Source organism: Nonomuraea terrae, from assembly GCF_004348995.1.
Classification (GTDB): Bacteria; Actinomycetota; Actinomycetes; order Streptosporangiales; family Streptosporangiaceae; genus Nonomuraea; species Nonomuraea terrae.
In genome coordinates this window covers 39,341-50,995 of record NZ_SMKQ01000041.1, presented here as the reverse complement: position 1 = coordinate 50,995, position 11,655 = coordinate 39,341, and the positions used below count along the sequence as shown (strand labels likewise).

General features: G+C 71.9%; 10 protein-coding genes. 2 read left to right on the top strand and 8 right to left on the bottom strand.

The window, feature by feature from the left end; genetic code table 11:
- Positions 1-883, bottom strand: an 883-nt coding sequence (locus E1286_RS16430) for a hypothetical protein (RefSeq protein WP_132613376.1), incomplete at its 3' end; no start/stop codon positions are given.
- Between the two features lie 21 nt (positions 884-904).
- The gene (locus tag E1286_RS16425; RefSeq protein ID WP_132613374.1) at positions 905-2,179 is read right to left on the bottom strand and encodes an MATE family efflux transporter; all 1,275 of its coding nucleotides are present in this window, start codon (positions 2,177-2,179) and stop codon (positions 905-907) included.
- 73 nt (positions 2,180-2,252) lie between these two features.
- Between E1286_RS16425 and E1286_RS16420 the strand changes: the two genes are divergently transcribed.
- A complete protein-coding gene (locus E1286_RS16420) occupies positions 2,253-3,233 on the top strand; it encodes an aldo/keto reductase (RefSeq protein ID WP_132613372.1) in 981 nt (326 codons plus the stop codon).
- 97 nt (positions 3,234-3,330) lie between these two features.
- Here E1286_RS16420 and thpR read toward each other — a convergent pair whose 3' ends face one another.
- From thpR to E1286_RS16400, 4 genes are all read right to left on the bottom strand, one after another.
- Positions 3,331-3,888: an RNA 2',3'-cyclic phosphodiesterase gene (gene thpR / locus E1286_RS16415; RefSeq protein WP_132613370.1), complete on the bottom strand. Its 558-nt coding sequence runs from the start codon at positions 3,886-3,888 to the stop codon at positions 3,331-3,333.
- Between the two features lie 61 nt (positions 3,889-3,949).
- Positions 3,950-5,173 (bottom strand): MFS transporter, encoded by a 1,224-nt coding sequence (locus E1286_RS16410; RefSeq protein ID WP_132613368.1) that lies wholly within the window; start codon positions 5,171-5,173, stop codon positions 3,950-3,952.
- Positions 5,174-5,196: 23 nt separating this feature from the next.
- Complete coding sequence (locus E1286_RS16405; RefSeq protein ID WP_132613366.1) at positions 5,197-5,649, bottom strand: MarR family winged helix-turn-helix transcriptional regulator; 453 nt, start codon at positions 5,647-5,649, stop codon at positions 5,197-5,199.
- Between the two features lie 189 nt (positions 5,650-5,838).
- The gene (locus E1286_RS16400) at positions 5,839-7,281 is read right to left on the bottom strand and encodes an NCS2 family permease (protein WP_132613364.1); all 1,443 of its coding nucleotides are present in this window, start codon (positions 7,279-7,281) and stop codon (positions 5,839-5,841) included.
- Between the two features lie 82 nt (positions 7,282-7,363).
- On the opposite strand from E1286_RS16400, the gene E1286_RS16395 reads away from it, so the two are divergent.
- The gene (locus tag E1286_RS16395; protein WP_132613362.1) at positions 7,364-7,570 is read left to right on the top strand and encodes a DUF2530 domain-containing protein; all 207 of its coding nucleotides are present in this window, start codon (positions 7,364-7,366) and stop codon (positions 7,568-7,570) included.
- Between the two features lie 135 nt (positions 7,571-7,705).
- Here E1286_RS16395 and E1286_RS16390 read toward each other — a convergent pair whose 3' ends face one another.
- The gene (locus E1286_RS16390; RefSeq protein WP_132613360.1) at positions 7,706-10,741 is read right to left on the bottom strand and encodes a sacsin N-terminal ATP-binding-like domain-containing protein; all 3,036 of its coding nucleotides are present in this window, start codon (positions 10,739-10,741) and stop codon (positions 7,706-7,708) included.
- Between the two features lie 64 nt (positions 10,742-10,805).
- A complete protein-coding gene (locus E1286_RS16385) occupies positions 10,806-11,606 on the bottom strand; it encodes a DUF3027 domain-containing protein (RefSeq protein ID WP_132613358.1) in 801 nt (266 codons plus the stop codon).
- Positions 11,607-11,655 lie beyond the last annotated feature (49 nt).

The following is an 11,655-nucleotide window of genomic DNA, read 5'->3' as shown; positions in this document are numbered from 1 at the left end:
CGACCGGCGTCGGCGTCGGGGTCGGGGTCGGGGTCGGCGATGGGCGGGCGCTCTCGGGGATCGGGACGCGGTAGACCGGGCTGCGCGCCCCCTCCGACCCGGTGAGCAGCGCCGACCCGTCGCGCGTGTACGTGATCGACTCGGCCTGCTCCAGCTCCGGCATCGTCACCCTGGTGATCTGCTCGCCGGAGGGCCGGTAGAGGGTCGCCGAGAAGTAGGTGCGGATGACGTACGAGGAGCCGTCGGGAGCGTAGGCGGCGTCCGTGGCCATCAGCGGCGCGTTCGCGACCTTGCGCAGCACGTTGACCCGGTCGGCGCGCAGCCGCTTCGGCGCGGCGTACACCGAGCCGGCGAACTCCTTGGACACCACGTACAGCCGTCCGGTCTTCGGGTGGACCATGACGCCCTCGGCGTTGCGGGCCCCGTCGGCGTACCGGAACCGGTAGCGGGTGGCGGGCAGCGTGGCGTCGCCGAGCGTGCGCGGCTCCATCACCTTGTAGACGGAGATGTCGGGCCAGGCGCCGTCGAGGTTGTCGCCGATGTCGGCGAACCAGAGCACGCCCCGCCCGCTCTCCGGGTCGCGGGTGGCGGCCATGGCCTCCCAGTCGCGCGCCTCGGCGCCGCGCACCTGGAACGTGCCCAGCGTCCGCCCCTCACCGTCGACGGCGTAGAACGTCGGGGTGTCGGCGCTGTCGTTGTGGGTGTAGTAGACGTCGTCGCGCGTCGGCGACACGGCCAGCCCGCTCGACTCGGTGATCCCCGCGTCCTTGAACGTGAACAGCCGCTGCGGCCGCTCGTCGTCAGGCGCCGCCCAGGCCGGGGCGGCGGGCAGCAGGCAGAGCGCCGCCACGACGGCGAGCATCCGGATCACGACTTCCCCCACGCCGCCATCATGCCCCACCGGTCACCCGGCGACGTGATCCCGCGCGCCGACCCGCGCGCTGTGGCGGTGGAAGCCGGCGCCCTGGAGCACGAGCAGGAGCCCGTTGGCCACCGCCAGGGCGGCCCACAGCCCGGTGATGCCCCACGTACGGGCCACGGGAACGGCGGCCACGACGAGCAGCCCGTACCCGATCGCGAAGAACAGCAGGCTGGCCGACGAGCGCTTGAGCGCGGTGAGACCGAAACCCTGCACGGCCTGGGCCGCGTCGAGCACCGACGCCAGCGACATCAGCGGCAGCAGCGCGAGCACGCGCTCCCGCACCGCCGGGTCGGCGGTGAACAGCCCCACCAGCGGCTGCCCGAGCGCGAGCAGCAGGGCGGCCACGACGAGCGTCCCCACGACGGCGAGCAGCGCCGCGGTGCGACTGGCCCGGCGCGCTCCGGCGGGGTCGGCGGCGCGGGCCACCTCGGGCACCGAGACCTGGGCGACGGAGAGCGAGACCATCATGATGAGGCCGGTGAGCGTGGTCAGCACCGCGTGGGCGGCCGTGTCGCGCGCGCCGGCGGAGCTCGCGGCGAAGGTGACGACCGCCAGCACGCCGAACTTGATCAGCACGGTCCCCGCCAGCGGGATGCTGACCTTCGCCACCGTGACGATCTCGCGCACCCGGGGCCGCGCCTGCCCGATGGGCCGCCCGAGCGCGCGACGCAGGTTGACGGCGGCCACGACCGCGGCCGCCGCCCCCGAGACGGCCCAGGCGATGCCCACCCCGGTCAGCCCGAGCGACGGCACCAGCAGGGCGGACAGCCCGCCCAGCCCGACCGCGAAGACGAGGGTCGGCCAGAGCACGTTACGGGGCCGCCCGAGCGCGACCAGGATGGTGCTCGCGCCTCCGGTGGAGGCGAAGACCAGCAGGTACACCGCGAGAAACCAGGGCAGCGCGCCCATCTCGCCGACGACCTCGCCCGGCACGCCGGTAACTCTCGCGAGCAGCGGCACGCTCAGCACGGCGAGCGCGCCGAGCGTCCCGGTGGCCAGGCTGAGCCAGCGCGCGTCGCGGACGACCGGCACGGCCGCCCCCGGATCGTCGCGGTACGGCGCCACGAACGGCCCGAGCCCGCGCAGCGCCCCCTGGACGGCGGCGCTCGCCGGGTTCAGCACGGCCGTCACCAGCGCGAAGGCGGCGAGCGTGACGGTGTCGTGGTGGCCGAGCACCGACGTGACGACCAGCGTTCCGACCATCCCGGCGATCATCGCCGCGAGGAGGGGGACGGCGGCACGCAGCAGACTGATCATGACATCGGAATATTCAGGATCATGAAAGAAATCTATGGCCTGGAGTGCACTCCAGCTTCCTAGGGTGAGACACATGGACTACGTGAACCTCGGACGCAGCGGTCTGCTGGTCAGCCCGCTCTGCCTCGGCACCATGAACTTCGGCCCCCGCACCTCGGAAGAAGACTCCTTCGCGATCATGGACCGGGCTCACGAGCTGGGCCTGAACTTCTTCGACACCGCCAACACCTACGGCGGCAAGAAAGGTGAGGGCGTCACGGAGAGCATCATCGGCCGGTGGTTCGTCCAGGGGGGCGGACGCCGCGAGCGGACGGTCATCGCGACCAAGCTCTACGGCGACATGGGCGACTGGCCCAACGAGCGCCGGCTTTCCGCCCTCAACATCCGGCGGGCCTGCGACGCGTCCCTCAAGCGGCTGCAGACCGACTACATCGACGTCTACCAGGCCCACCACGTCGACAGGAACACGCCGTTCGAGGAGTTCTGGGAGGCCATGGAGGTCCTGCGGCAGCAGGGCAAGATCCTGTACGTGGGCTCGTCCAACTTCGCCGGCTGGCACCTCGCCAAGGCGCAGGAGAGCGCGGCCCGGCGGCGGTTCATGGGCCTGGTGAGCGAGCAGTCCCACTACAACCTGCTCACCCGCGCGGTCGAGATGGAGGTGCTGCCGGCGTGCGAGGACTACGGGATCGGCGTGATCCCGTGGAGCCCGCTGGCGGGCGGCCTGCTCAGCGGCGTGCTGCGCAAGCTCGACAGCGGCGCCGACACGGGCCGCTCGGTCGCCGACCACATGGTCAAGCAGCTCGAGAAGCACCGCGACAAGATCGAGCAGTACGAGAAGCTCTGTGACGAGCTGGGCGAGCACCCGGCTGACGTGGCCCTGGCCTGGCTGCTCAAGCAGCGGGCGGTCACCGCGCCGATCATCGGCCCGCGCACGATGGAGCAGCTGGAGAACAGCCTGCGGGCCCTGGAGATCGACCTGGACGACGCCGCCCTGGCCCGTCTCGACGAGATCTTCCCGGGCCACCGCACCGCGCCGGAGGACTACGCCTGGTGACGCTCAGGCGAGCAGGGCGCCGACCACGACGATGAGCAGGAGCAGGCCGAGCACGATCGGCAGCAACCAGGGGCGAGGACGATCCACGACCTGGAGCCTAGTCGCGCGTGGAGGGTGCCAGCGCCCATTCGGCGAGTGACTCGTACCTCACCTGGGGCCCTGTGTGGCTGCGTACGAGACGGACACGCTCCGCCCGCCACGGCGAGCCGCTGAACCCTTCCAGCGACTCCACCAGCGGGCGGAGGTCCGTCTCGATCTTGGCGCGGGCCAGCGTGAGGTGCGGGTGGAACCGCTTCTCGTCGGTCTGCGTGGCCCCGGCCCGCCGGGCGCCCGCCTTGACCGAGTCGACCAGGCGCGCCATGGAGTCGCCGGTGACGCCCACCCAGAAGACCCGCGCCCGGCGCAGCGAGGAGAACGCGCCGAAGTGGTCGAAGGCCAGGTGGGCCACCGGGTGGCGGTGCACGGCCCGGGCCAGGCGCTCCTCCAGCTCGGGCAGCGCCGGCTCGGGCACCTCGCCGAAGAAGCCCAGGGTGATGTGCCAGGTGGCCCGGTCGGGCCAGCGCAGGCCGGGCACCTGCCCGACGTGGGGGGCGATCGCGTGCGCGATCTCGTCCAGCACCTCGTCGGGCGGCACCACGGCCGCGAACAACCTCATGGTCCCCGATTGTGCCGCCGCCCCCGGCCGGTCGGCGCACCGGCCCGCCGGGGGACATGACTCATGCGACGGCGAGGGCGGGCTTGCGCACTCGCGAGCTGATCAGCCGCGTCATGACCACCGCCAGGCCGGTGCCCACGAGCACCAGGGCTCCGGACAGGATCACGCCGACCCGGGGCCCGCCCAGGTCGGACAGCCAGCCGACCAGCGGCGCGCCCAGCGGCGCCCCACCGGTGAACACCAGGAAGTAGATCCCCATGACGCGTCCCCGCATCTCGGGGGACGTGGCCATCTGCACGCTCGCGTTCGCCGCCGTGTTGATCGTGATCAGCGCGATCCCGGCGGGCACGAGCAGCATCAGGTAGGCGGGGTAGATCGGGGCCAGCCCGGTCGCGATCTGGAACAGCCCGAACCCGAGCGCTCCCGCGAACAGCACTTTCCGGGTCGGCTTGGCCCGGCGCGCGGCGACCAGCGCCCCGCCGAGCGCGCCCACGGCGAACATGCTGGAGGCCAGCCCGAACGACGACGCGTCCGCCCCGAACACCTCGCGGGCCATCAGCGCGATCGACATCGAGAACGACTGCGAGAACATCGACACGAACCCGATCAGCAGCACGGGCATGAGCAGCTCGTCGCGCTGGAGCACGTACCGCAGGCCCTCGCGGAGCTGCCCCTTGGCCCTGGGCACGGGCTCGGCCGGGTTCAGCTCGGACGAGCGCATGAAGACCAGGCTGGCGATCACGGCGAGGAAGCTCAGCGCGTTGAGCACGAAGAGCGGTCCCGGGCCGCCGAGCAGGTGCATCAGCACGCCGGCGAGCGCCGGACCGGCCACGCGGGCCAGGTTGAAGATGGAGCTGTTGAGCGCGATCGCGTTGGGCAGGTCGCCGCGTCCGACCATCTCGACCACGAACGCCTGCCGCGTCGGCACCTCCACACAGGAGATCATGCCGAGCAGGAACGCCATCAGGTTCACGTGCCAGACCTCGGCGGAGCCCGTCAGCGTCAGCGCGCCGAGGGTGAGGGCCAGCAGGCCCATGAGCGTCTGGGCCGCGACGAGGATGGGCCGCTTGGGGTAGCGGTCGGCGATCACGCCACCGAACAACCCGAACAGCAGCATCGGCAGGAACTGCAGTGCGGTGGCCGTGCCGAGCGCCGATGCGCTGCCGTTGGTCAGGTCGAGGACCAGCCAGTCCTGGGCGGTCCGCTGCAGCCAGGTGCCCGTGTTGGTGACGATGCTCCCGGCCGCGTACATGCGGTAGTTGGGAATCTTGAGCGACCGGAACATCCCGGTCTTGGGTTCCTCAGGCTCTAGATCTTGCTGAGCTTCTCCAGGATCGGCGCCGCCTGCCTGAGTATCGACCTCTCCTCCGGCGACAGCTCCTTCAGCCGCTGTGTCAGCCACGCTTCCTTGCGCCGCCGCTCCTCCTTCAGCAGCTTCTCGGCGGCCTCGGTCACCGACACGCTCACCTGGCGCCGGTCGGTCGGATGCGGGGTGCGGGCGACCAGGCCGCGCTCCTCGAGGGCCGCGATCACGCGTGTCATCGAGGGCGGCTGCACTTTCTCGAGCTCGGCCAATTCGCCGGGGGTTATCCCGGAATGCCGATCCACCGCGGCGAGCGTCGCGAACTGCGTGGGCGTCAGCGAGTGCGCCGCCGCTTGGCGCCGCAGACGCCTGTTGAGCCTTGCCAGCGAAACGCGCAAGGCGGAAGCGAGACCTGCGTCGCTGCGCAGGTCCGTCTTGAACGGGGTTCTGGTTAGCATGAGTCATTACCTTTGCTAACTATAAGGGAACTCAAGATATTTCCCAACGTTAAGCGTCTCACCCGTTGATACCCGAAGCCGCCCCATGCGTGCGCATGGGACGGCTTCGGGTGCGACGGTTTCTCAGCCGGCCAGGCGCCGGCGGCCGTCACGGCCGACGCGAACCGCGAGCGGCAGGACGACCGCTGCTCAGGACAGCCCGAACAGGATCTTGATCGGGCCGATCGCGAAGTAGAGCACGAAGAGCGCCGTGACGCCCCACAGCAGCGGGTGGATCTCCCGCGCCTTGCCCTTCACGATCTTGATCAGCACGTACATGATGAAGCCGACGCCGATGCCGTTCGAGATCGAGTAGGTGAACGGCATGATGACGACCGCGAGGAACGCCGGGATCGAGATCTCGTAGTCGTTCCAGTCGATGTCGCGGATCGACGTCATCATGAGGAAGCCCACGACGACCAGGGCGGGGGCCGCGGCCTCGTACGGCACCATGGTCACGAGCGGCGCGAAGAAGATCGCGACGAGGAACAGCAGGCCGGTGACCACGCTCGCGAGGCCGGTCCGCGCGCCCTCGCCGACGCCGGCGGCCGACTCGATGTAGGTCGTGTTGGAGGAGACCGAGCCCGCGCCGCCCGCCGCCGCGCCGATCGAGTCGACGAGCAGGATCTGCTTGGTACGCGGCAGCGCGCCGTCTTCTCCCACCAGGCCCGCCTGGCGACCGACGCCCACGACCGTGCCCATGGTGTCGAAGAAGTCCGTGATCAGCAGCGTGAACACGAACAGCCCCGCCAGCAGCAGGTCCACCCGGACGAAGCCGCCGAACGGGTCGAACTCGGTGAACAGCGTGAGCGGGTTGTGGAAGCCGAAGGGCTCGCTGGGTACGACGGGACGGTTGAGCTGGAAGCCGCCCGGGTTCTCCGGCGAGGCACTGCCCACCTGGGCGATCGCCTCGACGACGAACGCCAGGACGGTCGAGCCGACGATGCCGATGAGGATGGCGCCCTTGACCCGCCGCGCCACCATCGCCGCCGTGGCCAGCAGGCCGACGACGAAGACGAGGATCGGCCACGAGGTGAGGCTGCCGGCGATGCCCATCTCCAGCGGCGTGCCCTCGGCCCTGCGCACGAAGCCGGCGTCCACGAAGCCGATCAGCGCGATGAACAGGCCGATGCCCACGCTGATGGCGGTCTTGAGCTGGGCGGGGATGGCGTGGAAGATCGCCGTGCGCAGGCCGGTCAGCACCAGCAGGGCGATGATGACGCCCTCCAGGAAGACCAGGCCCATGGCCTCTTCCCAGGTCATGACGCTGGCGATGTTGAAGGTCACGAAGGCGTTGAGCCCGAGCCCGGCCGCCATCGCGAACGGCACGCGGCCGACGACGCCCATGAGGATCGTCATCACGCCGGCGACGAAAGCCGTGCCGGCCGCGACGAGTGCCACGTTGGGCGCGCTGCCGTCGCCGATGAACTGGCCCTCCACGTCCTGTCCGTTGGCGATGATGAGGGGGTTGAGCACGACGATGTACGCCATCGTGAAGAACGTGGCGAGGCCGCCGCGGATCTCACGGGCGATGGTCGAGCCTCGTGCGGAAATTGAGAAGTATCGATCTATTGCGCTACGTGTGTCGCTCACGCGGCGAAGAGTGACAGTTGCGGTGACCTGCGAAAAGAGTCAGTAATGGGATCGAGACCCGATTGGAAGCTAGTCTGGACACGTGAAGCAGCAGTGGCATCCCGACCCGGAGCCGATCAAGACCAACGACATCACCACCGTCGCCGCCGGAACCGCCGTGTGGGCGGTCGCCCTGGTCTTCCTGCTGGTCTTCCGCCCAGCCCCGGAGAACACGTGGTGGATCTGGACCTGCGTGACAGGGATCGCGTTCGGCTTCTTCGGCATGTGGATGGTCCGCCGCCGCCGCTGACGCGCCCGGGCCATCCCTGACAGACCGCACACGAGCCCCCTGACAGACCACACACCAGGCCACCCCTGACAGACCACCACCGGGCCGTCCGCGACGGGCCGCTGCGGGCGGCCCGTCAGACGGCGGCTCGCCGGCTCAGGACAGATCCGCCTCGGCCAGCAGCAGCGGCACCGCGGCCGGATCACGCAGCAGCGCGGCCACCGCGAGCCGGTCGTTCCACTGCCCGGTGGCCCAGGCCAGCCCGCGCGCCAGCCCGTCGACGCCCGTGCAGTGCACCGCGCCCTCGAAGTAGCGCCACGCGCACGCCACCCCGTCGACCAGCAGTTTGTCGTGCTCGACGTACGTCTCGGGCGCGTGGGGCAGCAGCGACCGCACCTCGGCCGGCACTGGCCGCACCGCCCCCTCGGAGGTGACCTCCCCCGGTGTCAGCTCACCGGCGAGCGGCAGGTCGAGCAGCTCCGACAACGCCTCGGCCAGGTCGTACGGGGCCAGCACCAGCGGCCGGTCGGTGACGAGCTGCAGCAGGTCGGGCGCCTCCACCACGACCGCGTCGTCGGCGGAGGCCACCACGATCGAGCCGCCCAGCACCGCCCGCACCCGCGACGGCGGCGCCACCCGCGACGGGTCGACGGCGGCCAGCGCGATCCACAGGGCGCGCAGCTGGGCCCGGTCGACCTCGATCGACTCGTCGGCCATCAGGTCGAGCAGCTCCTCCGGCCCACCGTGCGAGGTCAGCAGCTCGGCCAGCGTCGTACGGACGCCGAGCATCGCCAGCGCCGCCTCGTCGAGGCCGGCGGGCGCGTCGGCGTAGAGGCCCTGCAGCAGCGGGTCGGCCCCGGGCAGCCGCAGCTCCAGCGGCTTGCGCCCGCCGAGCACGGAGTGGTGGGCCAGCCACCACGCGGTGTAGGACGGCACCTCCACACCCTCGACGCGCAACGGGTGGAGGGCGGCGCGCAGCGGCGGCCTGGTCAGCAGCTCAAGCGCGGCCGGCCAGTCGGCCACCAGCTCCAGGTCGCGCACGGCGGTGAACTCGGGCACCAGCGGCGGCACGTCGAGATCGGGCAGCAGGTCGAGCACGTGGTGGAGCCACTCGGCCTCGCCGTCGAGGTCGTGGTCGCACTCGTCGGGGTCGAGCAGCACGTCGGACTCGTGCACCATCGCGAACCCGTCGAGCACCCCGGCCGCGGCCAGCACCCGCGCGCCGTAGGTCTCCTCCAGCTCGGACGCCGCCACCCCGAGATGGGTGTCGGCCTCCAGCAGCCCGGCCAGCGCGCCGCCGGCCAGCATGAGCTCGCCGGCCGGGTAGATCTCGCCGTCGGCGCCCGGCAGCGCCAGCTCGGCCAGCCACGGCGCCTCACCGGGGGCCAGCCCGGCCGCGTCGACCAGCGACAGCACCGCCCGCGCCACCGGCTCGGGGTCGGGGCTGTCGAGCGACTGCGCGACGGCCGCCTTCGTCAGCGGATCGTCGAGGATCGTACGGGGCGTGGCCTCGGCGGCGCCCAGGCGCAGCAGCGCCGGGTGGGCCGCCTCCGGGTGCACGATGCGCAGCCCGAGCGGCGTCAGGTCGAGGTCGGCGCCCCCGTCGGTGAGGATGAGCGTGCCGCGCGGCCCGCGGACGAGCCGCCCGTCGGTCAGCGGCACCGGCAGCGCGCCGAGCGACTCGGGGTCGTCGGCGGGCAGCACGTCGTAGAGCGAGCGCCACCACGACGGCTCGCGCGCCTCGACGGCCTCGCCCGACAGCAGGTCGACCACGTCGGCCAGCTCGACCCTGCGCACGCCGAGCGCGGACATGGCGGGATGGCGAGCGGGCCAGCCGGCCGGCAGCAGCCCGGGAACGAAGGCGGCGACCGTCTCCAGCAGCTCCGCCGTCGCGGACGGCACCACGGCCGCCTCCCGGCCCGCGACCACCCAGCCGTCGCCCTCGGGCTCGCGTGCCGGATGCTCGACCAGCCACTCGGCGTCGGGCTCGTAGACCGGCGCCTCGGCGAACGACGGCGTCTGCACGGCCGGGGCGGGCGCCGACAACGCGGGCAACAGCGGCGTGGCAGGCAGCCGCGCCAGGACGGCGCGGCGGATGCGGGCGTCGAGCTCGCCCTTGCCCAGAAAGGACGGAACGAGGTCGAGCAGCTTCGGCGTGCGCGGCAGCTCGCGCAGCAGCCGGACGTAGGCGTCGGCCACCCGCTCCACCAGGAAGTCGGCGAGCGGCCCCTTGGCGACGTGGCGCCGGTCGGTGGCCATCGGGAACGACGCGATCAGCAGGGCGGGCAGGTCGAGCGGCTCGTCGCTGGGCGTGGGCGCGTGGACCACGGGCGGCACGGTCTCGGGCAGCGGCCCCGGCTCGCCGGTGCCGGTGACGGGCACCGCCCAGCGCAGCGACCAGAAGGGGCGCGCCCGCTCCTCGGTGGGCCGGTCGGCGAAGAGCCGGCTCACCTCCTCGGGGGTGAACTCGCCGGACTCGGACACGACGTGCCAGCCGTCGGCGACCACCTTGCGCGTCTCGCCCTCGACCTCGATCTCGATGACCTCGAGCGCCGGCATGCCGATCAGCAGCGCCGGGCTGGTCTCGGCCAGCATGCGCCGCACCACCTCGACGCAGGCCCGGTCGCGCAACGGCAGCCGGACGATCGTGTCGAACCCCTCGGGCACGTCGATGGGCGGCGGCTCGTCGAACGGCAGCCGCAGCAGCGGCACGTGGCCGCCCCGCCCGGTCAGCTCGCCGGCGAGCGCGGGGATCTCGGCGACCAGCGCCGCGGTCTCCGTGCGGGACCAGCGGACGGCTCCGACGCCGCGTGAGCCGATGGAGGGCGCGTCGCAGACGGAGACGACCGCCGCGAAGCCGACGCCGAACCGGCCGGCCGCGCCGCTCTCGTCGCGTTTGCCTGAGGCCCGCAGGGTGGACAGGCTCTCCACACCGGTGGCGTCGAGCGGGGCACCGGTGTTGGCGGCGGTCAGCATGTCGCCCCGCAGCGTCAGCCTCAGCACTCCCGGCACACCCGCCCGCAGGGCCGCGTCGGCGGCGTTCTGCGCCAGCTCGACGATCAGCCGGTCGCGGTAGCCGCCGAGCGCGAAGTCCTCCTCCGCGTTGGCGTCCTCGCGGAACCTGGCGGGCGAGGCCGTCCACGCAGCGAGGACGGTCGCTCGCATCCGGTCAGTGCCGTAGGTGTCGCTCATCTGTCACGATCCTGGTTGTGGGTTGGGGGCCACCGTAGGTTAGCGGCCTTCACCGACACTCAGATCACGAATGCCCGAGCTCCTCCGAGGCGGACTCGTCGACCGATCCGGCCTCCTCCTCCATGAGGTCGTAGCCGAGATCGTCGAGGATGGGGATGGCCTGCTCCACGGGCGGCGGCAGCACGGCGGCCTCGGAGTGGGCACCGCAGCCATGGTCGGCGGCCACCACCTTGCCGTCGTCGGGGGCGTACTCGTTAGAGCAGACTCCGAACATCTGCCGCAAGCTGCCCGCGAGCTGCCAGTAGAAGCCGCAGGTGGAGCACTGCGCGGGAGCGGCGTGTGCGATCGGTGTATGCGGCCCGTGCTCGCCCGAGTGCCAGCGTCTGGCCGCCCGGTCCTTGCCGATGGCCGAGAGCACACGTGCTCGGCCCAGGCCGTACTCGAAAACCGTCTGACGCTCTGCGTCGTCGGCGGTGTCGGTGAAACCAGGGACGAGCCGGTCGTCGTCTTCGGGGGTGGGCAGCAGGTCGCCCACGCCGAGGTCGCCGGGGCGCAGCCGCTCGCTCCACGGCAGCCACTCGGGCGCCAGCAGCGCGCCGGTGCCGGGCAGCAGGACGGCCTCGCTGACCGTCACCTTCTTCGCGCGCGAGGCGCGCGTGACGGTGACGGCCCAGCGCCAGCCGCGGTAGGCGCGGTCCAGGCAGGCGAAGTAGTGGGTGACGATCCGGTCGCCTTCGCTCTCGTAACCGAGGTGCTCGCCCGGCTCGCCCGGGCGCGCGAGCTCCTCGGCCGCGGCACGCGCCAGATCGACCGCGGCGACACAGGCCTGGTCGGGAGCGGAGACGCGGGCCCTGGTGCGGCTCATCGGGCAGCCTCCGCCGAAAGGTGCTGTTCGCTCACACTTCATTCTCACC

Bases quoted from the DNA above. Each gene is read 5' to 3' on its own strand.
- E1286_RS16425 (WP_132613374.1), bottom strand. From the start codon at position 2,179: ATGATCAGTCTGCTGCGTGCCGCCGTCCCCCTCCTCGCGGCGATGATC.
- E1286_RS16420 (WP_132613372.1), top strand. From the start codon at position 2,253: ATGGACTACGTGAACCTCGGACGCAGCGGTCTGCTGGTCAGCCCGCTC.
- thpR (WP_132613370.1), bottom strand. From the start codon at position 3,888: ATGAGGTTGTTCGCGGCCGTGGTGCCGCCCGACGAGGTGCTGGACGAG.
- E1286_RS16410 (WP_132613368.1), bottom strand. From the start codon at position 5,173: ATGTTCCGGTCGCTCAAGATTCCCAACTACCGCATGTACGCGGCCGGG.
- E1286_RS16405 (WP_132613366.1), bottom strand. From the start codon at position 5,649: ATGCTAACCAGAACCCCGTTCAAGACGGACCTGCGCAGCGACGCAGGT.
- E1286_RS16390 (WP_132613360.1), bottom strand. From the start codon at position 10,741: ATGAGCGACACCTACGGCACTGACCGGATGCGAGCGACCGTCCTCGCT.
- E1286_RS16385 (WP_132613358.1), bottom strand. From the start codon at position 11,606: ATGAGCCGCACCAGGGCCCGCGTCTCCGCTCCCGACCAGGCCTGTGTC.